Source organism: Methylomarinovum tepidoasis (assembly GCF_030294985.1).
In the GTDB taxonomy this organism is placed as follows: domain Bacteria; phylum Pseudomonadota; class Gammaproteobacteria; order Methylococcales; family Methylothermaceae; genus Methylohalobius; species Methylohalobius tepidoasis.
Genome location: NZ_AP024718.1, coordinates 2,361,565 through 2,387,463 on the forward strand (window position 1 = coordinate 2,361,565; position 25,899 = coordinate 2,387,463).

31 protein-coding genes are annotated in these 25,899 nt (G+C 65.7%); 17 read left to right on the forward strand and 14 right to left on the reverse strand.

Annotated elements, in window-relative coordinates:
- Positions 1-3: 3 nt before the first annotated feature.
- A complete protein-coding gene (locus MIN45_RS11920) occupies positions 4-528 on the reverse strand; it encodes a TRAP transporter small permease subunit (RefSeq protein WP_286292501.1) in 525 nt (174 codons plus the stop codon).
- Between the two features lie 64 nt (positions 529-592).
- Between MIN45_RS11920 and MIN45_RS11925 the strand changes: the two genes are divergently transcribed.
- From MIN45_RS11925 to MIN45_RS11940, 4 genes are read left to right on the forward strand one after another with little or no spacing between them, the layout of a single operon-like run.
- Positions 593-2,974, forward strand: coding sequence for a Lon protease family protein (locus MIN45_RS11925; RefSeq protein WP_286292502.1), 2,382 nt, complete (start codon positions 593-595; stop codon positions 2,972-2,974).
- 50 nt (positions 2,975-3,024) lie between these two features.
- Entirely contained in the window at positions 3,025-3,516 is a 492-nt protein-coding gene (locus MIN45_RS11930) for an LEA/WHy family protein (protein WP_286292504.1), read from the forward strand.
- Positions 3,516-4,367, forward strand: a complete 852-nt coding sequence (locus MIN45_RS11935; protein ID WP_286292505.1) for a radical SAM protein — start codon at positions 3,516-3,518, stop codon at positions 4,365-4,367. The genes MIN45_RS11930 and MIN45_RS11935 overlap by 1 nt, the downstream gene beginning before the upstream one ends.
- Positions 4,368-4,425: 58 nt before the next feature.
- Positions 4,426-5,370: a hypothetical protein gene (locus tag MIN45_RS11940; protein ID WP_286292506.1), complete on the forward strand. Its 945-nt coding sequence runs from the start codon at positions 4,426-4,428 to the stop codon at positions 5,368-5,370.
- On the opposite strand, the gene MIN45_RS11945 is transcribed toward MIN45_RS11940, so the two are convergent.
- Complete coding sequence (locus tag MIN45_RS11945) at positions 5,367-6,536, reverse strand: mitochondrial fission ELM1 family protein (protein ID WP_286292507.1); 1,170 nt, start codon at positions 6,534-6,536, stop codon at positions 5,367-5,369. The two genes, MIN45_RS11940 and MIN45_RS11945, sit on opposite strands and share 4 nt — an antisense overlap.
- Between MIN45_RS11945 and MIN45_RS11950 the strand changes: the two genes are divergently transcribed.
- The 10 genes from MIN45_RS11950 (at position 6,465) to rfbD (ending at position 14,258) form a co-directional block, all read left to right on the forward strand.
- Complete coding sequence (locus tag MIN45_RS11950; RefSeq protein WP_286292508.1) at positions 6,465-7,631, forward strand: ABC transporter substrate-binding protein; 1,167 nt, start codon at positions 6,465-6,467, stop codon at positions 7,629-7,631. The two genes, MIN45_RS11945 and MIN45_RS11950, sit on opposite strands and share 72 nt — an antisense overlap.
- Positions 7,632-7,635: 4 nt before the next feature.
- Positions 7,636-8,595 (forward strand): PQQ-dependent catabolism-associated beta-propeller protein, encoded by a 960-nt coding sequence (locus MIN45_RS11955; protein ID WP_286292509.1) that lies wholly within the window; start codon positions 7,636-7,638, stop codon positions 8,593-8,595.
- On the forward strand, positions 8,592-9,326 hold the full coding sequence (locus MIN45_RS11960; protein WP_286292510.1) for an ABC transporter ATP-binding protein: 735 nt from the start codon (positions 8,592-8,594) through the stop codon (positions 9,324-9,326). Before MIN45_RS11955 ends, MIN45_RS11960 begins: the two co-directional genes overlap by 4 nt.
- Positions 9,327-9,485: 159 nt before the next feature.
- Positions 9,486-10,286, forward strand: coding sequence for an ABC transporter permease (locus tag MIN45_RS11965; protein ID WP_286292512.1), 801 nt, complete (start codon positions 9,486-9,488; stop codon positions 10,284-10,286).
- Positions 10,283-11,341, forward strand: a complete 1,059-nt coding sequence (gene rfbB / locus MIN45_RS11970; RefSeq protein ID WP_286292513.1) for a dTDP-glucose 4,6-dehydratase — start codon at positions 10,283-10,285, stop codon at positions 11,339-11,341. The genes MIN45_RS11965 and rfbB overlap by 4 nt, the downstream gene beginning before the upstream one ends.
- Positions 11,338-12,219 carry a glucose-1-phosphate thymidylyltransferase RfbA gene (gene rfbA, locus MIN45_RS11975; protein ID WP_286292515.1) on the forward strand — a complete coding sequence of 294 codons (882 nt, stop codon included), beginning with the start codon at positions 11,338-11,340 and terminating at the stop codon, positions 12,217-12,219. The genes rfbB and rfbA overlap by 4 nt, the downstream gene beginning before the upstream one ends.
- Before the next feature lie 29 nt (positions 12,220-12,248).
- On the forward strand, positions 12,249-12,509 hold the full coding sequence (locus MIN45_RS11980) for a DUF4160 domain-containing protein (protein ID WP_286292516.1): 261 nt from the start codon (positions 12,249-12,251) through the stop codon (positions 12,507-12,509).
- Positions 12,510-12,511: 2 nt separating this feature from the next.
- Positions 12,512-12,790, forward strand: coding sequence for a DUF2442 domain-containing protein (locus tag MIN45_RS11985; RefSeq protein WP_286292517.1), 279 nt, complete (start codon positions 12,512-12,514; stop codon positions 12,788-12,790).
- Positions 12,787-13,344 (forward strand): dTDP-4-dehydrorhamnose 3,5-epimerase, encoded by a 558-nt coding sequence (gene rfbC, locus MIN45_RS11990; protein WP_286292519.1) that lies wholly within the window; start codon positions 12,787-12,789, stop codon positions 13,342-13,344. Before MIN45_RS11985 ends, rfbC begins: the two co-directional genes overlap by 4 nt.
- Complete coding sequence (gene rfbD / locus MIN45_RS11995) at positions 13,341-14,258, forward strand: dTDP-4-dehydrorhamnose reductase (RefSeq protein ID WP_286292521.1); 918 nt, start codon at positions 13,341-13,343, stop codon at positions 14,256-14,258. Before rfbC ends, rfbD begins: the two co-directional genes overlap by 4 nt.
- Here the strand turns inward: rfbD and MIN45_RS12000 are convergent.
- Genes MIN45_RS12000 through sdhC form a run of 6 tightly spaced genes read right to left on the reverse strand, consistent with a single transcriptional unit; the run spans position 14,232 to position 18,182 of the window.
- Complete coding sequence (locus MIN45_RS12000) at positions 14,232-14,648, reverse strand: protein YgfX (protein WP_286292523.1); 417 nt, start codon at positions 14,646-14,648, stop codon at positions 14,232-14,234. The genes rfbD and MIN45_RS12000 overlap by 27 nt on opposite strands.
- Positions 14,621-14,857, reverse strand: coding sequence for an FAD assembly factor SdhE (locus MIN45_RS12005; RefSeq protein ID WP_286292525.1), 237 nt, complete (start codon positions 14,855-14,857; stop codon positions 14,621-14,623). The genes MIN45_RS12000 and MIN45_RS12005 overlap by 28 nt, the downstream gene beginning before the upstream one ends.
- A complete protein-coding gene (locus tag MIN45_RS12010; RefSeq protein WP_286292526.1) occupies positions 14,854-15,636 on the reverse strand; it encodes a succinate dehydrogenase iron-sulfur subunit in 783 nt (260 codons plus the stop codon). The genes MIN45_RS12005 and MIN45_RS12010 overlap by 4 nt, the downstream gene beginning before the upstream one ends.
- Before the next feature lies 1 nt (position 15,637).
- Entirely contained in the window at positions 15,638-17,428 is a 1,791-nt protein-coding gene (gene sdhA / locus MIN45_RS12015) for a succinate dehydrogenase flavoprotein subunit (protein ID WP_286292528.1), read from the reverse strand.
- Positions 17,425-17,826: a succinate dehydrogenase, hydrophobic membrane anchor protein gene (gene sdhD, locus MIN45_RS12020; protein WP_286292529.1), complete on the reverse strand. Its 402-nt coding sequence runs from the start codon at positions 17,824-17,826 to the stop codon at positions 17,425-17,427. Before sdhD ends, sdhA begins: the two co-directional genes overlap by 4 nt.
- On the reverse strand, positions 17,817-18,182 hold the full coding sequence (gene sdhC / locus MIN45_RS12025) for a succinate dehydrogenase, cytochrome b556 subunit (RefSeq protein ID WP_286292530.1): 366 nt from the start codon (positions 18,180-18,182) through the stop codon (positions 17,817-17,819). Before sdhC ends, sdhD begins: the two co-directional genes overlap by 10 nt.
- A gap of 207 nt (positions 18,183-18,389) precedes the next feature.
- Here sdhC and ygfZ point away from each other — a divergent pair, with 207 nt between their 5' ends.
- From ygfZ to MIN45_RS12040, 3 genes are all read left to right on the forward strand, one after another.
- Entirely contained in the window at positions 18,390-19,262 is an 873-nt protein-coding gene (ygfZ, locus tag MIN45_RS12030; RefSeq protein WP_286292531.1) for a CAF17-like 4Fe-4S cluster assembly/insertion protein YgfZ, read from the forward strand.
- Positions 19,263-19,294: 32 nt separating this feature from the next.
- Positions 19,295-20,125 (forward strand): HDOD domain-containing protein, encoded by an 831-nt coding sequence (locus MIN45_RS12035; protein ID WP_286292532.1) that lies wholly within the window; start codon positions 19,295-19,297, stop codon positions 20,123-20,125.
- Positions 20,126-20,215: 90 nt separating this feature from the next.
- Positions 20,216-21,265 (forward strand): COX15/CtaA family protein, encoded by a 1,050-nt coding sequence (locus tag MIN45_RS12040; RefSeq protein WP_286292533.1) that lies wholly within the window; start codon positions 20,216-20,218, stop codon positions 21,263-21,265.
- Here MIN45_RS12040 and MIN45_RS12045 read toward each other — a convergent pair.
- From MIN45_RS12045 to pomA, 6 genes are read right to left on the reverse strand one after another with little or no spacing between them, the layout of a single operon-like run.
- Complete coding sequence (locus MIN45_RS12045) at positions 21,163-21,885, reverse strand: hypothetical protein (RefSeq protein ID WP_286292534.1); 723 nt, start codon at positions 21,883-21,885, stop codon at positions 21,163-21,165. The two genes, MIN45_RS12040 and MIN45_RS12045, sit on opposite strands and share 103 nt — an antisense overlap.
- A complete protein-coding gene (locus MIN45_RS12050) occupies positions 21,882-22,619 on the reverse strand; it encodes a type III pantothenate kinase (protein ID WP_286292535.1) in 738 nt (245 codons plus the stop codon). The genes MIN45_RS12045 and MIN45_RS12050 overlap by 4 nt, the downstream gene beginning before the upstream one ends.
- Complete coding sequence (gene birA, locus MIN45_RS12055; protein WP_286292537.1) at positions 22,619-23,599, reverse strand: bifunctional biotin--[acetyl-CoA-carboxylase] ligase/biotin operon repressor BirA; 981 nt, start codon at positions 23,597-23,599, stop codon at positions 22,619-22,621. The genes MIN45_RS12050 and birA overlap by 1 nt, the downstream gene beginning before the upstream one ends.
- Positions 23,600-23,635: 36 nt before the next feature.
- Positions 23,636-24,226, reverse strand: a complete 591-nt coding sequence (locus tag MIN45_RS12060; protein ID WP_286292538.1) for a PilZ domain-containing protein — start codon at positions 24,224-24,226, stop codon at positions 23,636-23,638.
- Complete coding sequence (locus MIN45_RS12065) at positions 24,226-25,077, reverse strand: flagellar motor protein MotB (RefSeq protein ID WP_286292540.1); 852 nt, start codon at positions 25,075-25,077, stop codon at positions 24,226-24,228. Before MIN45_RS12065 ends, MIN45_RS12060 begins: the two co-directional genes overlap by 1 nt.
- 2 nt (positions 25,078-25,079) lie before the next feature.
- Positions 25,080-25,835, reverse strand: coding sequence for a flagellar motor protein PomA (gene pomA, locus MIN45_RS12070; RefSeq protein ID WP_286292541.1), 756 nt, complete (start codon positions 25,833-25,835; stop codon positions 25,080-25,082).
- Between the last annotated feature and the right edge of the window lie 64 nt (positions 25,836-25,899).

The window sequence follows — 25,899 nt, forward strand, 5'->3', positions numbered from 1 at the left end:
GCTTCACGCCTCCAGCGGCCGCCCGGCGATGACCGCCAGGGCCTTGAAACCCTGGGCCAGCCCCTGCAGCGCCAGCAGAACGGCGAACAGCGGAATCAGGCTCTTGAGCAGAAACACCGCCGGCAGACCGCCGGCCTCGCGGGAGGCTTCCTTCACCGCCCAGGCGGCGGCCACGTAATCCCAGGAAATCCAGGCGATGAAGGCGCACACCGGCAACAGCAGCAGCCAGGTGCCGAGCAGGTCGATCCAGGCCCGCCCCACCGGCCCCAGGCGCTGGTAGAAAATATCGACGCGCACGTGAGCGTCGTGCTTCAGGGTATAGGCGGCGGCGAGCAGAAACAGGGTCGCATGCAGATAGACCACGCTTTCCTGCAGAGCGATCCAGCCGAGCCCGAAGCCGTAACGCAGCACCACCACCAGGAAGGTGATCGCGACCATCCCCAGGGACAGCCAGGCCACCGTCCGCCCCAGCCAGTCGCTGAAGCCATCGACGCCCTGCACGAAAGCGGCGATAATTTTCCAGAACACCATTGCGCCAATTCGCCATTTGCAAAATGGCGCCCATTATACCGGGAAAAGGAAATCCGCCTCCATGACCACACCCAAACACTCCACCCTGCCGGCCGACGCCCTGCGCCCGCCCCGGCCAGACCTGGATTTCGCCACCACCGCCGAGCTGGAGCCCCTGGAAGGCATCCTGGGCCAGACCCGGGCGGAGACCGCGCTGCGTTTCGCCATCGCCATGGACCGGGGTGGTTATCACGCCTTCGTCGCCGGCGAGACCGGCAGCGGCCGGCTGACCCTGGCCCGGACCCTGGCGGGCGAAACCGCCCGCCGGCGCCCCGCCCCCGACGACTGGATATACCTCAACAATTTCGACGACCCGCGCCAGCCTCTGGCGGTCGCCCTGCCCGCCGGCCGCAGCCGGGAATTCGCCGCCGCCATCGACAACCTGATCGACAAGCTGCTGGACACCTTCCCGGCGGCCTTCGAAAGCCCTTCCTACCAGCGCCGCCGCCACCGCATCGAACGCGAATTCAACCAAAAGTACGACCAGGCGATCCGCCAGGTGGAACGGCGGGCGCTGGAGAAGAACATCGCCGTGTTCCGTGACGGTGACTCGATCACCTTCACCCCCCTGAAGGACGGCGTCCCCCTGGACGACGCCCAGTTCGCCCAGATGCCCGAGGCCGAGCGCGAGGCCTTCGACCGGACCGTCAGCGAGCTGGAGGACTATCTGGCCGACCTTCTCGCTGAGCTGCCCCAGTGGCGCCGGGAAGCGGCGGAGAAACAGCGGCGTCTCGATCAGGAAGTCATCCGTCAGGCCATCGAGCCACTGCTGCACCCGCTGGAGGAACGCTACCGCGACATCGAAGGGCTGACACGCTATTTCCAGACCCTGCGCCGGGATCTGGAACAGACCGCCCAGGAAAAGCTCGGCAACGAGCAGTTGGGCGAGACCGACAAGCGCCGCCTGCTGCAGGAAAGCTACGCGCCCAACCTGCTGGTCACCCACGCGGCTGACGGCGGCGCGCCGGTGATCTTCGAACCCCATCCCAACTTCCCCAACCTCTTCGGCCACATCGAGTACGTCGCCGAACAGGGGGTGATCGAAACCAACCACCGCATGATCTACGCCGGCGCCCTGCACCAGGCCAACGGCGGCTACCTGCTGGTGGAGGTGGACAAGCTGCTGGCCGAACCCCTGGTGTGGCCGGCCCTGAAGCGGGCCCTGCGCCGCCGCCTGCTGGTGATCGAACGCGCCCTCAACGAACCGGTCACCCTGCTGCCGGCCACCCTCAACCCCGAACCGATCCCCCTGGCGGTCAAGGTGGTGCTGATCGGGGAGCGGGCGCATTACGAGCTGCTTCAGTCCCTGGACCCGGAATTCGGCGAGATTTTCAAGATCCTGGCCGACTTCGACGACGACTTTCCCCGCGACCCGGCCACCGTCCGCACCTTCGCCCGCTTTCTCGCCCACCAGTCCCGGGCACTGCAAACCGCCCCGCTCACCGCCGCTGCGGTGACCCGGCTGCTGAACTTCAGCTCGCGGCTGGCGGAAAACCAGCGCAAGCTCTCGGCCCGGCTGGCGGAGGTCTGCGACCTGCTGGCCGAGTCGGAGTGGTGGCGCACCCGGGACTCGGCCCCTCACATCGACGCCGTCCACGTGGAACGGGCCGTCGCCGCCGAGGAGGAACGCGAGGGGCGGCTGGCGCAAGTGATCCTGGAGGAGATCCTCGACGGCACCCTGCTCATCGCCACCGCCGGCAGCGCAGTGGGGCAGATCAACGGCCTGACGGTGTTCGAGACCGGCACCTTCAGCTTCGGCACCCCGGCGCGGATCACCGCCACCGTCTATCCCGGCTCCAAGGGCATCGTCGATATCGAGCGCGAGGCCAATCTGGGCCAGTCGATCCACTCCAAGGGGGTGATGATCCTGTCGGGCTATCTCGGCTCCAAATACGCCCAGCAATTTCCCTTCGCCATCTCCGCCCATATCGCCCTGGAGCAGTCCTACGGCTACATCGACGGCGACAGCGCCGCCCTGGCGGAGGTCAGCGCCCTGATCTCCGCCCTCACCCACCTGCCGATCCGCCAGTGCCTGGCGGTCACCGGTTCCCTCAACCAATACGGCGAGGTCCAGGCGGTGGGCGGCGTCAACGAGAAGATCGAGGGTTTCTTCCGGGTCTGCCGCGCCCGCGGCCTCGACGGCAGCCACGGAATCATTCTCCCCCGGGCCAACCGCGACGATCTGGTGCTCAAGGACGAGGTGATCGAGGCGGTGGCCGCCGGCCGCTTTCACCTCTATCCGGTCACCTGCGTGGATCAGGCCCTGGAGATCCTCATCGGCCGCCCGGCCGGCACCCCGGACGCGGAAGGCAACTATCCGCCCGATTCCATCAACGGCCGGGCCGTCGCCCGGCTCAAGGAGATCGCCGAACTCTACGACCACGAGGACAAGGCTGAAGGCTGAGGGGGTATGCTAAAATGCCGCCAGATCAACCGTCAGCGTTTCCTCCATCCATGCGCCCGTTCGTCATTCTGCTGCTGTTTCTGGGGCTGACCGCCTGCGCCAACCTCTCCACCTTCGAACAACCCCGGGTCACGGTCACCGACGTGCACCTGCGCGGCAGCCATCTCCTGGCCCAGGAGTTTCTGGTCACCCTGCGCATCGACAACCCCAACAAGTACGGCTTCGATGTCAATGGCGTGGCCGCCGACGTGCTCATCAACGGCCAGCCGCTGGCGCGCGGGCTGAGCAACCGGGCAGTGCACGTTCCCGGCTTCGGCAGCGCCGACATCACCCTGGCGGCCACCGTCAGCACCCCGGCACTGTTGCAGCAACTGATCCAGCTCGGCACCCATCAGGGGCTGGAATACGAGATCCGCGGCCACCTCAACGTCGGCCGTGACTGGCTGCGCGACATCCGCGTTCCCTTCGAGGAACACGGCAACCTGGATTTCTGGCGTTTCATCGACGAACAGGCGATCCCCCGTCCCCTGACCCCCGAGTGATGGCCGTTCCGCTGCGCATCGACGACCACCGCCGCGACAGCGCCGGCTTCACCTACGTCTATCCGGTGGTGTCACGCCGGGCCGGCGGGGTCTCCATCGGCATCAACTTCAATCCCAACAACGCCTGCAACTGGCGCTGCATCTATTGCCAGGTCCCCGGACTCAGACGCGGCGCCGCGCCTCCGCTGGACCACGCCCGCCTGCGGCACGAACTTGAGGCCATGCTCGACAGCATCGTCCACGGCGATTTCTACCGCCGTTTCCAGGTGCCTGCGTCCCACCGCCGGATCTGCGACGTCGCCATCTCCGGCAACGGCGAGCCGACCACGCTCAAGGATTTCGGCGCCGCCATCGACACCGTGCTGACCACCCTGGCGGACTATCCGCTGCTCGGCCTGGCCCGGGTCATCATCAGCAACGGCAGCCGGATTCACCATCCCGCCGTACAGCGTGGGCTCGCGCGCTGGGGCCGGGCCGGAGGCGTGCTGTGGTTCAAGCTCGACCGGGCGACGAGCGCCGGCATCGCCCGGGTGAACCAGGTCCGTCTTTCCCCGCGACAGATCCTGGATCGGCTGGAACAGGCGGCCGGCCTGTGCCCGGTCTGGATCCAGACCTGCTGGTTCGCCCTCGACGGCCACCCGCCCCCGCCGCAGGAACGGCAGGCCTATCTGGAACTGCTGGCGCAGGCCAAACGCCGCGGCCTGCCCCTCGAGGGCGTTCTCCTGTACGGCCTGGCCCGCCCCTCCCAGCAACCGCAGGCGTCCCGGCTGTCGCGGCTGCCGGCGGAAATCCTGGAGGAACTGGCCGCCGCCATCCGCCGCTGCGGCTGGCCGGTCAAGGTGACCCCCTAAACCCTTCGAAACAAGTGGTATTATGCTCTCCGTTTCGACACCCAGCCGAGGAAACATCATGGAACACAAAGTCTTCATTCACACCAATCACAAGCAGTGGCTCGGTGCTGTGGTCGCCGCCTACAGCATGAAGCGCAACTCCCCCAACGCCGACAAGTTCGAGGTGGAGATCATCCATCACAAGGATTATCCCTGGCTCCACCAGCGCGAAGGCCAGGAATATCTGCGCGACGGTCAGAGACGGGTCTGGCTCAACGACGATCTGCAGTCCTTCACCCCGCTGCGGTTCATGCCGCCGCAACTGATGAACTATCAGGGCCGCGCGGTGGTGGTCGATCCCGACGTGTTCGCCGTCGGCGACGTGTGGGAGCTGCTCAGCCGCGACATGGGCGACGCCGGCATCCTATGCCGTCCCCGCACCGGCAAGAAGGGCAAGGAGGGGTGCCTGGCCAGCAGCGTGATGCTGCTCGACAACGCCAAGCTGACCCACTGGAAGCCGGAGGAAACCTTCGCCAAGCTGTTCGAGTTCGAGGTCGACTACATGGACTGGATCTGCCTCAAACTGGAACCGCGCGAGCTCATCGAGCTGTTCGAGGACGAGTGGAACGACTTCGACCGCCTCACTCCCAAGACCAAGATGCTCCACACCACCAAGCGCAAGACCCAACCCTGGAAGACCGGTCTGCCGGTGGACTTCCGCCCCGCGGAAAAGAAGAACCTCTGGGGACTGCTGCTGCGCGCCCGCCGCCACCTATTCGGTGAGTATGCTTTCCTCGGCCACTATAAGCCCCACCCCGATCCCAACATCGAGCGCTATTTCTTCGGCCTGGTGAAAGAATGCCTGGAAAACGGCCTGGTCACCGAGGATGACATCCGCCGCGAGATGGCGCAGAACCACGTGCGCCACGACGCCTTCGAAGTCCTCGAACGCATCGAGCCGCTGGCGCCGCCGCCGGGACATCCGCTGGGCTGGGACAGCGCGGCCCAGAAGCAGGCCGCCTAGGCCAGCAGGGCTTTCACCCGCGCCGCCGTCCGCGCCAGTTCGTCCGGCAGCGACGGCGGCGTCCGTCGGAACGTCTCGCCGAGCCAGGCGGCATGACCGCCGTCGATCAGGGCCCGGTGCATGGGGCGGATGTCCCGGCGCAGGCGCTGCGGCGCCAATCGCAGCGCTAGATCGCTGCGCCAAGCCTTGAGCCGGCGGCGGTGCCACCACGGCAATCGCGGGAGGATGGGGGCATCCGGGCGCATCGCCCAGCGGCCGTACCCGAAGGGAAAGAGGAACACCGGCCGGCCGCTGGCGCAAGCTTCGGTGATCATGGAGATGCTGTCGCCGGTGACCACGACCGCCTCGGCCAGTCCCAGAAAAGCCCGGTAGGGATTGTCGCCCTGGCCGTAGCGGTGAAGCCGCATCGGCACCGTCACGGCCGCCTCGAAGGCGGAAACGGCCTCCGCCGACGTGCGGGCGCTGGTGGTCACCAGCAAGGAAGCTCTTTGCGCTGCTGCCAGCTGACTGACCTGACGGGCCAGCTGCCGGGCCGCGGCGGTATCGAACAGATACGGACCACTGTCGCCCCCCAGCAGCACGGTGACGAACGGCCCCGGCACCTGCAGACGGGGACGCCAGCGCTCGGCCTCCCGCCGCAGTACCGCCCGATCCAGATCGTACAGCGGCAGGGTGTTGACCAGGACGTTGTCCCGGGCCGGCAGCCGATACTGCGGCGTGGTGACGATGAGATCGAAACGGGCCAACGACGCCCAGGGGCGGCCCACATGGACGATCCGCACCGGCTTGCCGGCCTGCTTTTGAATCCACAATGCAACGGCTTCGTTGCGGCGGCCGGCGGTGAGCACCAGATCGGGCCAGGGCGGAACCAGCAGATCGCTGCGGCGCCGGTCGATGCCCGCCAGCGTGGCCCCAAAGCGCCCCACCAGCAGTTCATAGGGACGGTAGGCCAGGCGTTTGACCTCGTAAGGCCAGCCCAGAGCCTGCGCCAGGGCCAGAAGCTGGGCGTTGTCCCCGGCCTTGTGGCCGCACAGCAGCCAGACCCGCGGGAGGGATGGGGTATAATTCTCTACCATTTCACTGGGATTGGATTCATGTTGCGGATCGCCACCCTGCTGCTGGGACTGCTTCTCGCCTGCGGCGTTCAGGCCGAAGCCGTCGTCCACATCGCCTTCCTCGGCAAGAAACCGGAGGACATCCGCCCCGCCACCGCCAACCTGGAGCCGGTCTATGCCGACGTCGGCCTCAAGGGGGCGGAACTGGGCATCGAGGACGACAACACCACCGGCCGCTTCACCGGTCAGCGCTTCCGCCTGCTGGGCGCCGTGCTCGGCCGGGGCGAGGACCCGCAACGGGCGCTCTATTTCCTGCTCAAGGAAGGCTACCGCCACGTCGTCGTCAATCTGCCCGCCGCCGATCTGCTGGCCCTGGCGGACATGGAGGGGGCAGAAAATATTCTATTGTACAATGCCGGCGCCTACGACGACGCCCTGCGGGGTCGCCAGTGCCGCGCCAACGTCCTCCACACCCTCCCCAGCCACGCCATGCGCGCCGACGCCCTGGGGCAGTACCTGAAGAAAAAGCGCTGGGAAGACTGGTTCCTAGTGCCCGGTACCCGTGAGCAGGATCTGCGCTTCGCCGCCGCCCTCAAACGCACCGCCAGGCGTTTCGGGCTGGAGATCGTCGCCGAGAAGCCCTGGACCTACGGTTTCGACGCCCGCCGCACCGCCCAGTCCCTGGTGGCCACCTTCACCCAGGGAGTCGATTACGACATCCTGCTGGTGGCCGACGAGGCCGGCCTGTTCGGCGACTATTTCCCCTACCGCACCTGGCTGCCGCGGCCAGTGGCCGGCACCCAGGGGCTGGTGGCCACCGCCTGGCATCCAGCCCATGAGCAATGGGGCGCGGTGCAGCTGCAGAACCGCTTCCGCGAGCACGCCGGCCGCTGGATGAAACCGCGCGACTACGCCGCCTGGCTGGCGGTGCGGGCCATCGGCGAGGCCACCACCCGCACCCAAAGCGCCGATTTCGCCAAAATCCGGGAATTTCTCCTGAGCGACCGGCTGGCGCTTGCCGGCTTCAAGGGGCGGCCGCTATCCTTCCGCAAGTGGAACGGCCAGCTGCGCCAGCCGATCCTGCTGTCCGGCCCCCGGGCGGTGGTGGCAGTGGCGCCGTTGGAGGGCTTCCTGCATCCGGTCAATGAAATGGACACCCTGGGATACGACGAGCGGGAATCTAGCTGCCATTTAGTGAGGAATTGATCCCATGCTGCGAATCATGCTCGCCATTCTGTGCATCTCCGCCGCCTTCTTGGCCCACGCCGACACGGTTCTGGTCACTCTGGAAAAGGACAACGCCCTGGCGGTGGTGGATGGCGACACACTGGCCTTGAAAAAGACCGTCAAGATCGGCCGCCGGCCGCGCGACATCAAGCTCAGCCCGGATTTCAGGAAAATCTACGTCGCCACCAGCGACGACGACACCATCCAGGTGCTCGACGCCGAAACCTACAAGGTCATCGGCGATCTTCCCTCGGGCGAGGACCCGGAAACCTTCGCCATCGCCCCGGACGGCAAACGCATGTACGTCTCCAACGAAGACGACAACCAGGTCACCGTGATCGACCTGGAGACGGCGCAGGTGGTCAAGACGATCCCCGTGGGAGTGGAGCCGGAAGGCATCGCCGTCAGCCCCGACGGCAAGTGGGTGGTGAGCACCTCGGAAACCACCAACATGGCCCACTGGATCGACCCCCAAAGCCTGGAAATCATCCACAACACCCTGGTGGACCCGCGCCCACGGGCGGCTACCTTCACCGCCGACTCCAAACAGCTCTGGGTCACCTCCGAGATCGGCAGCACCCTGACCGTCATCGACACCGAAAGCAAGAAAATCGTCAAGAAAATCCATTTCCAGATCCCCGGCGTCACCCAGGCCCTGGTGCAACCGGTGGGGGTGATCGTCGATGACCGGCGCCGCTACGGCTATGTGGCCCTGGGGCCGGCCAATCGGGTGGCGGTGATCGACGCCCAGAAGCTGGAGGTGGTCGATTACCTCATCACCGGCAAGCGGGTCTGGCACCTGGCCTTCTCCAGCGACGGCAAACGGCTGTTCACCACCAACGGCGCCAGCCACGACGTCACCGTGATCGACACCGGCAGGCTCAAACCGGTCAAGTCGATTCCGGTGGGACAGTGGCCCTGGGGAGTGGCGGTCCGGCCATGACCACAGCCGCCCTCGAAGTCGAACACGTCAGCTTCGCCTACGGCCCCAAAAAGGCTCTCGACGACGTCACTTTCAGCGTCGATCCCGGCCGCTGCGCCATCCTGCTGGGGCCCAACGGCGCCGGCAAGACCACCCTGTTCAATCTCATCACCCGGCTGTTCGACAGCCCCACAGGCGCCATCCGCATCGCCGGCTACGACAACCGCAGGCAGCCGTGCCAGGCACTGGCCCACCTGGGGGTGGTGTTCCAGCAGCCGACCCTGGACCTGGATCTGACCGTGGCGCAGAACCTGCGCTATCACGCCGCCCTCCACGGTCTGAGCCGGCGGGAGGCCGACCGCCGCATCGCCGCCGAACTGGCGCGGCTGGAGATGACCCAATACCTCAAAACCAAGGTCCGGGCCCTCAGCGGCGGTTACCGCCGCCGGGTGGAGATCGCCCGCGCCCTGCTCCACCGCCCCACCCTGCTGCTGCTGGACGAACCTACCGTGGGTCTGGACATTCCCAGCCGCATGGCGCTGGTCGAGCACGTTCACGGCCTGGCCCGCGAGGGCATGGGAGTGTTGTGGGCCACCCACCTGATCGACGAGGTGGAACCCTCCGACGCCCTGATCGTGCTGCACCGGGGCGAAGTGCGCGCCACCGGCATCGTCACCGAGGTGATCCGGCGGCTGGAGGTGGCCACCCTGGCTGAGGTGTTCGAGGTGTTGACGGCGAAGGAGGCGGCCTGATGGTGTCATGCCGGTATCATGAAGGCCTGGGCCGACGACCTCAGGGGCCGCCGTGAACCCTTCCCTGGGGGCTCGGTACCCGGCCGTCCGGGCCGGGTACGCCCCTGGAGCCGTCGTCCCAGCCCTTCCCTGAGAGGCAACAAGAGAAATCGAGATAATATGCGTCTGCTCCATTACCTGCGGGCCCTGAACGCCATCGTCGGCCGCGAGTTGCTGCGTTTCCTGCACCAGCGCGGCCGCTTCGTCGCCGCTCTGGTGCGCCCCCTGGTGTGGCTGTTCATCTTCGCCGCCGGCTTCCGTTCCACCTTGGGGATCGCCGTCACCCCGCCTTACCAGACCTACATCCTCTACGAGGAATACATCACCCCCGGACTGGTGGGGATGATCCTGCTGTTCAACGGTATGCAAAGCTCCCTGTCGATGGTGTACGACCGCGAGATGGGCAGCATGCGCATCCTGCTGGTGGCCCCGCTGCCACGCTGGTATCTGCTGTCGAGCAAGCTGCTGGCCAGCACCTGCGTCTCCATCCTGCAGGTGTACGTGTTTCTGGCCATCGCCTATCTTTACGACATCCAGCCGCCGCCGGTCGGTTATCTGGCAGTGCTGCCGGCCCTGGTGCTGGTGGGCCTGATGCTGGGGGCGCTGGGGATGTTCCTGTCGTCGTTCATCAAACAGCTGGAGAACTTCGCCGGGGTGATGAACTTCGTCATCTTCCCCATGTTCTTCCTCTCCACCGCCCTCTATCCCCTGTGGCGGCTACAGGAATCCAGCCCGCTTCTGGCCACCCTGGCCCGCTACAATCCCTTCTCCCAGGGGGTGGAGCTGATCCGCTTCGCCCTCTACGGCCAGTTCAACCGCTATGCCTTCCTCTATACTTTGGTTACCATGTTCGTTTTCCTGGCCCTGGCCATCTGGGGCTACAACCCGTCCAAAGGACTCATGACCCGGAGAGGCAGATGACCCGACCCACCTGGCTGGTGACCGGCGGCGCTGGTTTCATCGGTGCCAACTTCGTCTTGAAGCAGATCCGCGAGCGCCGCGCCCGCATCGTCAACCTCGACGCCCTCACCTACGCCGGCAACCTCGACACCCTGGCACCGGTGATGGACGACCCCGACCACGTCTTCGTCCACGGTTCCATCGGCGACCGGGAATTGGTCCGCAGGCTGCTGGCCGAGCACCGCCCCCAGGCGATCGTCAACTTCGCCGCCGAAAGCCACGTGGACCGCTCCATCGATTCCCCCGGCGATTTCATCCACACCAACGTGGTCGGCACCTTCGAGCTGCTGGAGGCGGCCCGCGGCTACTGGCGGGAACTTCAGGCCGCCGAACGGGAGGCCTTTCGCTTTCTGCACGTCTCCACCGACGAGGTCTACGGCTCCCTGGGAGAGACCGGCAAGTTCACCGAGGAGACCCCCTACCGTCCCAACTCCCCCTATTCGGCCTCCAAGGCTGGTTCCGATCACCTGGTGCGGGCCTACCACCACACCTACGGCCTGCCGACCCTGACCACCAACTGCTCCAACAACTACGGTCCCTACCAGTTTCCGGAAAAGCTGATCCCGCTGATGATCCTCAACGCCCTCGAAGGAAAGCCTCTGCCGGTATACGGCCGGGGGCTCAACGTGCGCGACTGGCTCTACGTGGAGGATCACTGCCGCGCCATCGAGCGGGTGCTGGCCGCCGGCAGCCCCGGTGAGGTGTACAACATCGGCGGCAACAACGAGAAGAAGAATATCGAAGTGGTCCAGACCCTCTGCCGCATCCTCGACCGGTTGCATCCGGAAGGCGCTCCTCACGAGCGCCTCGTCACCTTCGTCGCCGACCGCCCCGGCCACGACCTGCGCTACGCCATCGACGCTTCCAAAATCAAGCGGGAGCTGGGCTGGAGCCCGCGGGAAACCTTCGACAGCGGCATCGAGAAGACGGTGCGCTGGTACTTGGCCAACCGCGACTGGTGCCGGCGGGTCACCGACGGCAGCTACCGCCGCGAACGCCTGGGGGTGGCGGTATGACGCGCCGGGGCATCATCCTCGCCGGCGGCAGCGGCACCCGCCTCCATCCCCTCACCTACGCCGTCAGCAAGCAACTGCTGCCGGTGTACGACAAGCCGATGATCTACTACCCCCTCGGCACCCTGATGCTGGCAGGCATCCGCGACATCCTGGTCATCACCACCCCCCACGACGCCCCCCTGTTCCAGCGCCTGCTCGGCGACGGCACCCAGTGGGGGATCGATCTGCGTTATGCGGTCCAGCCCAAACCGGAGGGGCTGGCTCAGGCCTTTGTCATCGGCGAGGACTTCGTCGCCGGCGATCCCTGCTGTCTGGTGCTGGGAGACAACATCTTCTACGGCCACGGCCTCACCGACATACTCCAGCGCGCCAGCGAACGCACCGAGGGAGCCACCGTGTTCGGCTACTGGGTCAAGGACCCCGAACGCTACGGGGTGGCGGAATTCGACGACGCTGGCCGGGTGATCGGCCTGGAGGAAAAGCCCGCCCGCCCCCGCTCCCACTGGGCGGTCACCGGCATCTACTTCTACGACGGCCAGGTGTGCGAGCTGGCCAAATCCCTCGAACCCTCGGCCCGGGGCGAGCTGGAGATCACCGACCTCAATCGCCGCTATCTGCAGCAAGGACGACTGCGCCTGGAACGCCTCGGCCGCGGCATCGCCTGGCTCGACACCGGCACCCACGAGTCACTGATGCAGGCCTCCCAGTTCATCCAGACCATCGAGGAACGCCAGGGGCTCAAGGTCTGCTGCCCGGAGGAAATCGCCTACGCCCAGGGCTGGATCGACGCCGGACAGTTACTCCGGCAGGCGGAGAAACTCAACAAGAACGAATACGGCGCTTATCTGCACCGCATTCTGGAACAGGAACTTCCGTAACGCTGCAAGCAAAAATTCGAGAAGCATTGATGCCTGAAATCAGCCGATTCTTTGGTATCGTTATCGCCATGTTCTATGACGATCATGCCCCACCTCATTTCCATGTCCGTTACGGAAATCAGAAAGCAATCGTCGGTATCGAACCGCTTGGGCTGCTGGAAGGCAAATTGTCTCCCCGCGTCCTCAGTCTGGTCATGGAATGGGCTGCCAGACACCAATCGGAGCTGATGGACAATTGGCAACGGGCGGAGCGCTATGCCCCTTTGAAACCGATACCACCATTGGAGTAACTATGCTCGTCGATCTCGTTGAAGCCCGTCCGCTTGGCAACCACCATGTCTATTTGCGCTTCGAGGATGGTCTTGAAGGCGCGCTGGATTTGGGAGCACATCTTTCTTTCCGCGGCATCTTCGCGCCTCTGCGCGACCCTGAACGCTTCCGAACCCTTCGGGTGGACCCAAGCTTGGGTACGATCTGTTGGCCCAACGGCGCCGATGTCGCCCCGGAAGCGCTTTATTCCTGGCTTAAAAAAACCTTAGAACACGAAAAAACCCAACCCGCATCCGCATGAAAGTCAGCGAAACCAAACTCCCCGGCGTGCTGCTGATCGAACCGGACGTCTTCGGCGACCGGCGCGGTTTCTTCATGGAAACCTGGAACCGGCGCCGCTATGCCGAGGCCGGTCTGGACCTGGACTTCGTCCAGGACAACCTGTCCCTGTCACGCCAGGGGATCCTGCGCGGGCTCCATTACCAGTGGCCCCAGCCCCAGGGCAAGCTGGTGCAGGTGCTCAAGGGGGCGGTGTTCGACGTCGCCGTGGACATCCGCAAAGGCTCGCCCACCTTCGGCCAGTGGGTGGGGTACGAACTGTCGGCGGACAACCACCGCCAGCTCTACGTCCCCGAGGGCTTCGCCCACGGCTTCTGCGTTCTGAGCGAGGAAGCCCTGTTCGCCTACAAGTGCACCGACTTCTACAACCCGGCCACCGAGCACAGCCTGCTGTGGAACGACCCGGACATCGGCATCGACTGGCCGGTGACCGAACCCCTGCTGTCGGACAAGGACCGCCGGGGATCGCGTCTGCGTGACATCGCGGCAACCGACCTGCCCGGCTATCGGCCATGACCCGCCCCATTCTCGTCATCGGCCGCCAGGGCCAGGTGGCCTTCGAACTGCGCCGCGCCCTGCTGCCCTTGGGTCAGGTGATCGCCCTGGACCGCTGCAGCGAGCCGGCCGTCGATCTGGCCGATCCCGACTGCATCGTTCCCGCCCTGCGACGGATCAGACCCGCTTTGATCGTCAACGCCGCCGCCTACACCGCCGTCGACCGGGCCGAATCGGAACCGCAACTGGCCGAGAAGATCAACGCTACCGCCCCCGGCATCCTGGCGGAGGAAGCCCAGCGCCTGGGGGCCGGGCTGATTCATTACTCCACCGACTACGTCTTTGCCGGCGACGGCGACCGCCCTTACCGGGAGGACGATCCCACCGGCCCCCAAAACGCCTACGGGCGCACCAAACTGGCAGGCGAAGAGGCGATCCGCGCCACCGGCTGCCGCCACTGGATCCTGCGCACCGCCTGGGTCTATGGCGCGCGCGGGAAAAACTTCCTCCTCACCATGCTGCGGCTGCTGCGGGAAAAGGAGCTGATCGGCGTGGTGGCAGACCAATCGGGCACCCCCACCTGGAGCCGGGTCATCGCCGAAACCACCGCGCAAATGCTGGCCCGCCGCGATCTGCCGGCAACCTGCGGCACCTATCACCTCACCTGCACGGGCGCCACCACCTGGCACGGTTTTGCCGACGCCATCCGCCGTCTGGGAATCGACGCCGGGCTGTTGCCGGAGACCGCCGCCCGGATCGATCCTATCACCACTGCCGACTACCCCACCCCCGCCCACCGACCGGCCTGGTCGGTGCTCGACACTGGCAAACTGAGCGCCACCTTCGGCCTCACCCCGCCCGCCTGGGACACGGCCCTGGACCTGTGCCTGGAGGAACTGGCCGGACTGTCACCCCCACCGCAAACGTGCCTGTAACCTGCGGTAATCGGCGGCCGCCAGGGCGTCTTTCCAGACCGGCACGGCGAGAAAATCCCCCTGTTCCGTACGCCAGTGCAATACCGTAACCCAAGGACTCATCCAGGTGGAGGGACATAATCGGGTGGAAACCCGATTCCCTCTGGCATCCTGCAGGCGCCAGTGACCGTCACGGTAGCTGAGGCGCCAGCCGACGAAGCGGTGACGCGCGAACCAAGCACCGCTGCCGTGGGCCAGCACCAGCAGCGTCAGCACCACCGGCCAGGGTGGCGGGATCGCGCTCATCACCACGGCCGTCAGGGCGAGGCCGTGACCGCCCATAAGCCAGAGCGACTGCCAGCGGGAAGGGCAGAAACGGAGATCTAGACCGAAGCGCGAATCCGACAGCACAGGGCGGCCAGTTCCTCGTCAGGCCCGGGGTGACCGGCCACCAGCCAGTCCCACAGCAGGGGATCGGGATAGCTCAGCAGTCGCGCGAAAGCTGCCTGTTCCGCCGCCGTCGCTGTCTCCCAATGGCGGGCCAGCCACCTTTCCAGCAGGACGTCCAGCTCCCGCATGCCGCGGCGGCAGCGCCAGCGCAACGGTTCCGGCGCGGTCACAGCTTGCGTTCGATGAGAAGCTTCTTGATCTCGGCGATGGCTTTGGCGGGATTGAGTCCCTTGGGACAGGTATCCGTACAGTTCATGATGGTGTGGCAACGGTACAGCTTGAAGGGGTCTTCGAGCTGGTCGAGGCGTTCGCCGGTGGCCTCGTCGCGGCTGTCGGCGATCCAGCGGTAGGCCTGCAGCAGCACCGCCGGCCCCAGATAACGGTCGCCGTTCCACCAGTAGCTGGGACAGGACGTGGAGCAGCAGGCGCACAGGATGCAGTCGTAGAGACCGTCGAGCCGGGCGCGTTCCTCGGGGCTCTGGAGACGCTCGCGGTCGGCCGGGGCTGGGGTGAGCGCCTTGAGCCAGGACTGGACCGAGGCGTACTGGGCGTAGAAGTGAGTCATGTCCACCACCAGGTCCTTGTGCACCTCCAGGTGGGGCAGCGGATAGAGGGTAAGGGTGTCGCCCACCTCGGCCAGCGGCTTGATGCAGGCCAGGGTGTTGCGGCCGTTGACGTTCATGGCGCAGGAACCGCACACTCCCTCGCGGCAGGAGCGGCGGAAGGCGAGGCTGGAGTCGATCTCGTTCTTGATGTGGAACAGGACGTCGAGCACCATCTTGCCGCAGCGGCTGCGGTCCACCAGATAGGTATCGAGGCGGGGATTGTCGCCGGATTCGGGATCGTAGCGGTACAGCTTGACCGTGAGGATGTCCTCGGCCCCTTCCGGGGCGGGCCAGATTTTCCCCGGCTTGACCTTGGCGTGGGCCGGCAGGGTGAATTCCACCATCTCAGTACACTCGCGGCTGGGGTGGGATGGGCTCGACGTCGGCGGTCAACGGCTTGAGATGTACCGGCCGGTAGGCGATGCGGGAAGCGTCGCCCCGGTCGAGCCAGATCAGGGTGTGCTTGAGCCAGTGGTCGTCGTCGCGCTCGGGATAGTCCTCTCGGGCATGGGCGCCGCGGCTTTCGGTGCGGTTGAGGGCGGCGGCGACGGTGACCAGGGCCTGGGGCAGCAGGTTGGCCAGCTCCAGGGCTTCCACCAGATCGGTGTTCCACACCAAAGAGCGGTCGCTGAGGCGGATGTCCTCGAAACTGGCGGCGATTTCCCTGAGCTGGTCCAGACCTTCCCGCAGCACCTCGGCGTTGCGGAACACGGCGGCGTGATTCTGCATGCAGCGCTGCATGCGCTCGCGCACCTCGGCCACCCGCAGGCTGCCGTCGGCGTGGCGGATGCGGTCGAAGCGGGTCAGCAGCGGCTCGAGCGCGGCATCGGACAGCGTCTTGTGGGGACGGCGCGGCTTGACCAGCTCGGCACAGCGGATGGCGGCGGCGCGGCCGAAGACGACGATGTCCAGCAGGGAATTGGAGCCCAGGCGGTTGGCGCCGTGGACCGACACGCAGGCGGCCTCGCCGATGGCCATCAGCCCCGGCACCGGGGTTTCCGGGTCGTCGTTCCTGAGGGTGACCACCTCGGCGTCGAGATTGGTGGGAATGCCGCCCATGTTGTAATGGGCGGTGGGAATGACCGGAATCGGCTCCCGGGTGACATCGATCCCGGCGAAGATGCGGGCGGTCTCGGCGATCCCCGGTAGGCGTTCGTGAATGATCTTCGGGTCCAGGTGTTCCAGGTGCAGCAGCAGATGGTCCTTGTGGGGACCGACGCCGCGGCCTTCCCGGATTTCGATGGTCATGGCGCGGCTAACCACGTCACGCGAGGCCAGATCCTTGGCGTGGGGTGCGTAGCGCGCCATGAAGCGTTCCCCTTCGGAATTGGTCAGGTAGCCCCCCTCCCCGCGGGCGCCCTCGGTGATGAGGCAGCCGGCGCCGTATATGCCGGTAGGGTGGAACTGGACGAATTCCATGTCCTGCAGCGGCAGACCGGCGCGCAGCACCATGGCGTTGCCGTCACCGGTACAGGTGTGGGCCGAGGTGCAGGAGAAATAGACCCGCCCGTAACCGCCGGTGGCGATCACCGTCATGTGGGCGCGAAACAGGTGCAGGCTGCCGTCCTCCAGGCACCAGGCCAGCACGCCGCGGCAGACCCCATCCTCGTCCATGACCAGATCGAGGGCGAAGTATTCGATGAAGAACTGAGCCTGATGCTTGAGGGACTGCTGGTACAGGGTGTGGAGGATGGCATGGCCGGTGCGGTCGGCGGCGGCGCAGGTTCGCCGGGCCTCCCCCTTGCCGAAATGGGTGGTCATGCCGCCGAAGGCGCGCTGGTAGATCTTGCCGTCCGGGGTGCGGGAGAAGGGCACCCCCATGTGCTCCAGCTCGATCACCGCCGGGATGGCCTCGCGGCACATGTACTCGATGGCGTCCTGATCGCCGAGCCAGTCGGAACCCTTGACGGTGTCGTACATGTGCCAGCGCCAGTCGTCCTCCCCCACGTTGCCCAAGGCGGCGCTGATCCCTCCCTGGGCGGCGACGGTGTGGCTGCGGGTCGGAAACACCTTGGTGATGCAGGCGGTCTTGAGCCCCCGCGCCGCCATTCCCAGGGTCGCCCGCAGGCCGGCGCCGCCGGCGCCGACCACGACGGTGTCGTAAGTATGGGTGGTGATGGGATAGGCCGGCTTCATCCGGCACCTCCAGTGGCGATGATTCGAATCAGGCCGGTCACCCCCACGAGCACCACCCCCCCCATTCCCAGCCGGACGCCGATCAGGGCGGTCAGTTTTCGGACCGGATGATGCACGTAATCCTCGATGACCACCTGCAACCCCAGGGCGGCGTGATAACCGGCAGTGACCAGATAGGCCAGCAACAGTCCCGCCTGCCAGGGGCGGGCCAGCCAAGCCAGCATCTCGCCATGAGGCAACCGGCTCAGCTGCGCCAAAAACCAGATCAACCAGCCGGTCAGCAGAACCAGGGCGATGGCGGTCAGCCGTTGCCGCCACCAGTGCCCGCTGCCGCTGTGAGCGCTGCCGAGGCCAAGCGCCCGGGCCAGGGGAGTACGGAAGGCGGGCTTCAAATCCATAACCAGGCCAGGCAAGTCAATCCTAGCGCGGCCAGCAGTTCCAGCAGGCTGTGGCGCGACAGCCGCTCGCGCTCGAACCCCAAGATCACGTCCCAGAGCAGATGACGGATGCCGTGGCAGAAATGCGAAAACAGGGCCAGCAGCCACAAAAACAGCCACACCCGGCCCCAAAAGCCGTGCAGAAACGCCTGCAGGGCTCCATAGCCTTCCCCGGCCCCAGCAATCGCCAGCACCATGCCCACCAGCACCAGCAAACCGAAACTGAGCACGACCCCGGTGATCCGATGGGTGATCGACAGCCAGGCGGTCAGCGGCAGCCGGTAGATTTGCAGGTGCGGGGACAGGGGTCGGTTCACGGCCGGGCCTCGAATGGCGGGGGGAATGAATTACACGGCGAAACAGAAAAAATTGTAGGGCCTTGTCAGCCGAGCCGCAACCCATTCAGGAACTGCTTGAATCTTTCCCAATCAATGAGCGATAGTCAATTTCTGCAAACCTGAATCCAAAACGGCACGACTATGACCACAGCCTCAAACCTCCTAGAAATAACAGAAATAACGCCCGTGACCGATCTGGCCGTGGCGAAGGTTGGCGGCCGCGACGCGGCAGCCTTTCTTCAGGGCCAGATCACATGCGACGTGCACCGTATCAATGAGGGCCAAAGCGGCCTGGGCGCCGTTTGCAATCCCCAGGGGCGGGTACTGGCGAACTTCAGGATTCTGAAACACGATGCGGCGTTCCTGCTGGTGCTGGCCGCCGATCTGGCGGAGGACATCGCACAACACCTGCGTCGTTACGTGCTGCGTGCCGACGTCACCCTAGCGGTGACGGAATGGGCCTGTCTCGGAATCCGGGGCGAGCTTCTCCGGCTGCCGCAAACGCCTCCCCGAGTGGGGGACGAAATCATCTGGATCGGCCGGATCGCCTGGATCCGGGTGCCCGACACTCTACCCCGCTGGCTGCTGCTGGGACAGCGAGCCGATCTGGAAGCAGGTCTGCGGCCGTCAGAAGCCCGTGAAGCGCCGCCGGCATGTTGGCGCCTGCATGACATCCGCAGTGGTCTGCCCTGGGTGACCGCCGCCACCAGCGGCCGCTTCCTGCCCCAGATGCTCAACCTCGACCTGCTCGGGGGGATCAGCTTTGACAAGGGGTGTTACACCGGCCAGGAGATCATCGCCCGGACCCACTACCGCGGCCAGGTCAAACGGCGGCTGTACCGCTTCTTCGCCGCCGGCGCCGAACCGCCGCCCCCCGGCACGGCGCTGGTCGCCGGGGAGGAAGGCGTCGGGCAGGTGATCAATTCCGCCCCAGCTGCAAAAGGGACGGAACTGCTCGCGGTGGTCCGCTGTGATGCGGTTCACGGTTCCGCGCTCCGGTTGACATCCGCACCGCAGCACCCGCTGCAGCGGCGCGATCTCGCCTATACTGTTCCTTGAGCCGTCAACCAACACAGGGAACCCTGACCGTCATGCAAGCCGTCACCCCCCAGCAATTTCTCGCTCGTCTGAAAGAAGAAATCGAAAAGGATCGCATCACCCTGCCAACGCTGCCCGAGGTCGCCCTCAAAGTGCGCGCTGCGGTGGAAGGCGGCAAGGCGACCGCCTCCCAGCTGGCGGACATGATCGCCGAGGATGCCGCCCTCAGCGCCAGGCTGCTGCAAGTGGCCAACAGCCCCCTCTACCGCGCCCGTACCGAGATCACCAACCTGCAGATGGCGATCATGCGCCTGGGTTACGACACCGTGCGAACCCTCATCACCGGCCTGGCGATGAAGCAGGTCTTTCAGCCCGATTCCGCCCTGTTGGAGCGCTACTTCCGGGACATCTGGCGCACCAGTGTCGATGTCGCCGCCATCAGCCGCGCGCTGGCGACCCTCACCCCCCACCTGGACGCCGAACATGCGCTCCTGGCAGGGCTCATCCACCAGATCGGCAAACTCCCCATCCTGGTGCTGGCCAACCGCAACCAGGCACTGGCCAGGGACCAGACCGCCCTCGACCGACTGCTCGACGAACTCCATCCCGCCATCGGCGCCCTGATCCTAAGCCACTGGAACTTCCCCGACACACTCCGCCAGGTCGTCAGCGACTACCGCCAGTGGAATCGGCAGAGCCCCGACGGGGAGGCGGATTACGTAGACATCATCCAGGTCGCCTACCTGGAACACCTGGCCAGCCAGGGGGAGGAACCACCGGTCGATCCCACCACCATCGGCGCCTTCAGCCGCCTGGGACTGACACCGGACATCGAGGTCGTCGAAATCGAGGGCATCGACGAAACACGTCAGATCTTCGCCTGACGCCTGCGGCGCACGGCCGGCGCAGGGTGCCGCTGGTCGCGAAGGTTGGTGTATCATGGGCGTTCCAACGAGCCACCACCGGAAACCGACATGCACGAGGACACCCTGCGCCGTTTCCGCCGCATCGGCACCCTCACCATCGCCACGGTCTATTTCCTGATCCTCGTGGGCGCCATCGTCCGGGCCTCGGGCGCCGGCATGGGTTGTCCCGACTGGCCCACCTGCTTCGGACAGTGGATTCCGCCCACCGACGAATCCCAGCTGCCGGCCAATTACCACGAAATCTACGCCCAGCGGGGATACGCCGACACTCGCTTCAACCCGGTCAAGACCTGGACCGAATACCTCAACCGCCTCACCGGAGTGACCACCGGCCTGCTCATCATCCTCACAGTCTGGGCCGCCCTACCCTTCCGGCGCGGCGATCCACCGGTGTTCTACGCGGCGCTGGCCGCTCTGTTGCTAGTCGTGTTCCAGGGCTGGCTGGGGGCGGTGGTGGTAAGCAGCAACCTCCATCCCCTGATGATCACCGCCCACATGCTGATGGCGCTGGTCATCGTCGCGTTGCTGATCTACGCGGTGATCCGGGCCGAACGGGAAGCGCTGACGCCCGTCCACCTTCGCTCCCTGCAACGCCGCCACGTCTGGCTACTGGGAGCGCTGTTGCTCGTGACCCTGATCCAGATCGGTCTCGGCGCTCAGGTCCGCGAAGCGGTGGACGCCATCGCCAAGGCCCACCAGTTCACCGGCCGCCGCCACTGGCCCCAGGAACTGCCGTGGGTGTTCTACTGGCACCGGGGGTTCGCCCTGGCGCTGCTGTGCGCCAATCTGGCCATGGCGTGGCGGCTGCTGCGCCTACTGCCCCAGCGGCATCTATTGTTCCGCCTTACCCTGGCGCTGGGCCTGTTGGTCTTCCTGGCGGTGGGAACCGGTATCGGCATGGAGCGGCTGGGGATACCACCGTGGCTGCAACCGCTCCACCTGCTGATCGCCAATCTGATCTTCGGGATTCAGTTCACCCTGCTGGTGACGCTGCATTACTGCTGCAGCGTACCTGCGTTCCCCTCCGAACGGGTACAGGGCTTCACCGACCAACCCCAGGCGGCCACCGAGGCCCGCCAGCCGGGAAAAGGTTCCTGAGCCGATTCGAGCCAGAAACGCCGTCCCCGGACTTGGCGCGGCAGGATTTCCACCTCGACGCCCTGGGCGTGCAGCTGCGCCGCCATCGCCTCGGCCCGGCTGCGCTGGGCGTACAGCCCCAGGGAAATGGCACCACGCCAGCGGCCGCGTTCGAACAACCACAGATCCTTCCACCCCAGTTGCCGCAGCCGGGCCAGATTGCGGCGCGCCGTCGCCAGATCGGCGGCCGGCGGGTACATCAGCCAGTAGCCGGTCACCTCCTCGGCTTCTTCCTCGGCCACCCGGGCGGCAAGCCCCAATTGAAGGAACTGGGTCAGCAGACGCACGGCGGCCTTGCGGCCATTCAAAGGGCCAAGGCGATGACATTGGGATTTCCGCACAGGGGGACGGGACTCGGCGTTGACGCCTTGAGTCCTCGGCGCTGTGGCAGGCGCTTCGGCCGCAGATTCAGCCTCAGCGATCTGCCTGGATGCCCGGGTCACTTCGTCCACCAGGATGATGCGCTCCAGAGAAACGCCGGAGACGACCCGTTGCCACGGCGCGGCATTTCGGCCGTATGTCGCCCACAGGAAGAACAGCAGATTGGCGACCAGGAGGATATAGGTGAGCCGCCGACTCATGGCTGCCGGCTGACCAGCGCCAGCCCCCGCAGCACCAGATCCGGCGCCAGTTGTGCGGGCCGGGAAAGATTCCGCGCCAGGCGGACGGCATCCCCGCCGGTCAGTACCAGGTGCAGGTCAGGCCAGCGCGGCGCCAGCCGCGCCAGGCTTCGCTCCACCAAGCCGGCCAGCGCCGCCTCCACCCCGAGCGCGACGGCGGCGGCGGTGTGATCGCCCAACAGCGCATCAATTTCGTGCTCCTCTGTTTTCACCTGCGCGGTTCCCCACCCCAGACTCTGGCGCATCAATGCCGCCCCGGGGCAGATCAGGCCACCGTGGTGACGACCGTCGCTGTCGAGCACGTCCAGGGTCAGGGCGGTGCCGCAATCGACGATACAGGCCGGCAGGGGATGATAATGGCGGGCGGCGATCAACGCCAGCCAGCGGTCTACCCCCAGCTGCCGGGGATCGCGATAACCGCTGCGGACTCCGCAGGCATCCCGACGGGAACTGACGAAATTTCCCGTCTTTCCCCAGCGGCTTTGCAGCCAGCGCTCCAGACAGACGGCTACCGCTTCGCCAGCGACGTTGGCGATCCACACCCGGTCGGGGACCGGCAACTCTCCCCAGAGACGGTCCAGTCGTGCCGGCGTCAACTCCCTGCCTCCGAGCGCTGACCGGGCCGGACCGATCACGCCGCGTTCCAGCACAGCCCACTTGAGGCGGCTGTTGCCGCTGTCCACCAACAATTCCATCACGCGCCCAGTCGCAGTTTCACATCGCCGGCGTTGATCTTGTGGCGGCGCCCGCCGGCATCCACCAGCACCAGAGCACCGTCGGGCGCCACGTCCACGGCGGTGGCGGTATAGACCCGCTCCCCCTGCTGCACGCTCACCGACCGCCCAAGCACGCAGTTGTGCGCCCGCCAGCGCTCTATCCATACCGCCGCCCCCGCCTCCTCGTAAGCGTGGAGCAGCGCCAGCAGCTCGGCGATCACGCAGGCGGTCAGACGGTTACGGGGCGGCGGACGCCCCAACAGGGTATGGAGGTCCACCCAGGGCTGGTCGATCTGACGGGCGGCCGTGGCCGGCATCGTGCCGTTCACGCCCACGCCGATCACCAAGCTGCAGGGCCCCTGCTGCTCGCTGACCGCCTCGATCAGGATGCCAGCGAGCTTGCTTCCCTGCCAGAGCAGGTCGTTGGGCCACTTGAGTTCGATTCCCTCGATGCCGAGCCGCTGCAGCGCCTGGCGCACCGCCACACCGACGGCAAGGCTTAAGCCTGCGGCGGCAGCCGCATCGTCGAAGCGCCATAACAACGACAGGTACAGATGGCAACCGAACGGTGACACCCAGCGCCGCCCCAGGCGGCCACGCCCGGCGGTCTGGGCTTCCGCCAGACAGACGCTGCCCCGAGGCAACCCGCCCGCCCGCGCCAGCAGCCATGCATTGGTGGAGGGCAGGCAAGCGTGAACCGTCAACCCGAGCGGGGCGTCCGCCCCGAGGGTCTGGAGCTCCCTTGCGATCGTCTCTGGATCCAGCAGCTCCAGAGGCGGATACAGGCGGTATCCCCGCCCGGGCACCGAAGTGACCGACACGCCCGCCGCCTGCAGCTGGCGGATCCGCTTCCACACCGCTGCCCGGCTGATGCCCAGGCGGGCGGCCAGCACGGTTCCGGAATGAAAGCGTCCGTCGGCCAGTTCGTGCAACAGCGCTTGTGCCGCTGCCGTGAGCATTCACCTGTCCGATATTTGCCGAGAGAACAGTATAAATCAGCTTGCCGGCGGATGCTTCCGGGCCCGGATCAGGGTGAGCTGGCGTTTGACCACGTGGCGGATCAGCACCTCCCTGTCCTGCTCGCGCATGCTGAGGAAATCCACGCCGACCCGCCAACCTTCCCCCTCCTCCAAGGGCGTACAGTAGACCACCTTGCCAAAGGTGACGATTCCCACCAGCGAGGGCGGCAGTACCATCTTCAGTTCCAACAGGCCGCCTTCCGCCAGTGGCTGGTCGGCGGTGAAGGCGATGCCGGCGGCGCTGAGATTGACCTTGCGGGTCGGCTGGTCAGCAAGACGGTTGTTACTGATCATCACGGCCTGGGCCAGCGCCTCGATCTTGCGTTCCAGCGTCTTGAGATAGTCGGCCACGGCCGGATTTTCACGCTCGATGCGGTGCAGCTGCGCCTGGGATTCCTGGGTCAGGTACGCCAACGTCGAGGTCAGGGAAAAATGATCGACCAGCTGATTTTGGAATGCCTCCACCGGAGGCATGTCCTCCGGAGCGATAGGGCGGTAGACCAGGACAATCTCGTCCTCGACCCGAAAGAAACGCCGGCGTTCCGGCAGTTGTTCGCTTGTCTCCATCAATGTTTCTCCTGTTCCAGAATGATTTCGACCCGCCGGTTGCGCGCCCGGTTGGCGGCGCTGGTGTTGGGAACCAGCGGCTGGGTGTCGGCGTAACCGACCACCATCAGACGCTTGGGATCGACACCGCCCCTGAGCAGCTCATGGGCGACGGTCACCGCCCGCGCCGCCGACAGTTCCCAATTGGAACGATACCATTCGGTGCGGATGGGGACGTTGTCGGTGTGGCCGGCGACGATCACCTTGCCCCGGCTGCGTTTGACCACGTCGATGATCTTTTTCATCGCCGGACCGAAACCGCTGTTGAGTACCGCACTGCCGGAGGGGAAGGAGCCTTTCTCATGGATGCGGACGATGATCTTGTCTTCCTGCATCTCCACACTGATCTTGCCAGCCTTGATTTCCTCCAGCAGCGACTCGCGGATCCGGGCCGCCTCGGCTTCCAGTTCCTTGCGTTTTTCCTCCGCCAGCATTTTTTCCATGGCTTCCTTGTCCATCTCCCCCTCGCCTTCCGTGGACTTTTCCTCGGTGGACTCGGGGATATCGAGATTGGGGAGATCCTCGGTGGTGGACTGGCGGATTTCGTCCAAGGGCGTGGGTTCCACTGTCGCCGGGCTGAAATGCTGGGCGATGACGCTGGTGCCCTTGACGATTTCATAAGCGACGATCTCGGTCTGCACCCCGAAGGCGTTCTTCAGGGACGCCGCCATCTGCCGGAAGCGAATCACGTCCATGGTGGCGAACGACAACAGCAGCACGAAGAAGCACATCAGCAGCGACATCAAGTCGGCGAAGGTCATCACCCACGCCGGGGCCCCGGCGGGGCATTTGGGACATTCTTCCTCAGCCATGATCAGTCACCTGTGCTTCGTTTCTTTTCCGGAACGTAGGCGTTGAGGAGGGTTTCCAGCACCTTGGGATTCATCCCCTCCTGGATGCCGTTAATGGTTTCGATGATCAGCGACTTGGCGATCTTCTCGTAGCCGCTGATCAGCGCCAGCTTGTCCGCCAGAGGAATGGCGAAGGCGTTGGCGATCACCGCCCCGTACAGGGTCGTCAGCAGGGCCACCGCCATCGCCGGACCGATGCTGGCCGGATCGGACATGTTGGCGAGCATTTGCACCAGACCGACCAGGGTGCCGATCATCCCCATGGCCGGAGCCATGTCGCCGATGGACTTCCACATATCCTGTCCCACCTCGTGACGGGCGATGGCCTGGTTGATCTCCTCGGTCAGCATCTTGCGGATCAAGGCCGGGTCGTGACCGTCCACGCACATGGAAATGCCCTTTTGCAGAAAGGGATTCTCCACCGTTTCGTTCTCAAGCGCCAGCAGACCGTTCTTGCGCGCCACGTCCGCCAGGCGTACCGCTTCCTCGATCAGCTTGGCCGGATCGTCGGGCTTGTTGAAGAAGGCCTTGGCCGCCACCCCGAAGGAACGGAAAAAATCCCCCAGGGTGATGCGCATCAGAGTCACCATGAAAGTGCCCCCGAACACGATCAGGATGGACGGCACGTTGACGAACAACATGAAGTCGCCGCCCATGGCGATGGATGCCCCGATGATGCCGAGACCGCCAAGCAGACCGACCAGGGTTGCGATGTCCAAGGGTGAACCTCCTCACATTTTTTGCAGCACTACCTAGAAAAGTAGCACGCAAATGCGGGAAAGA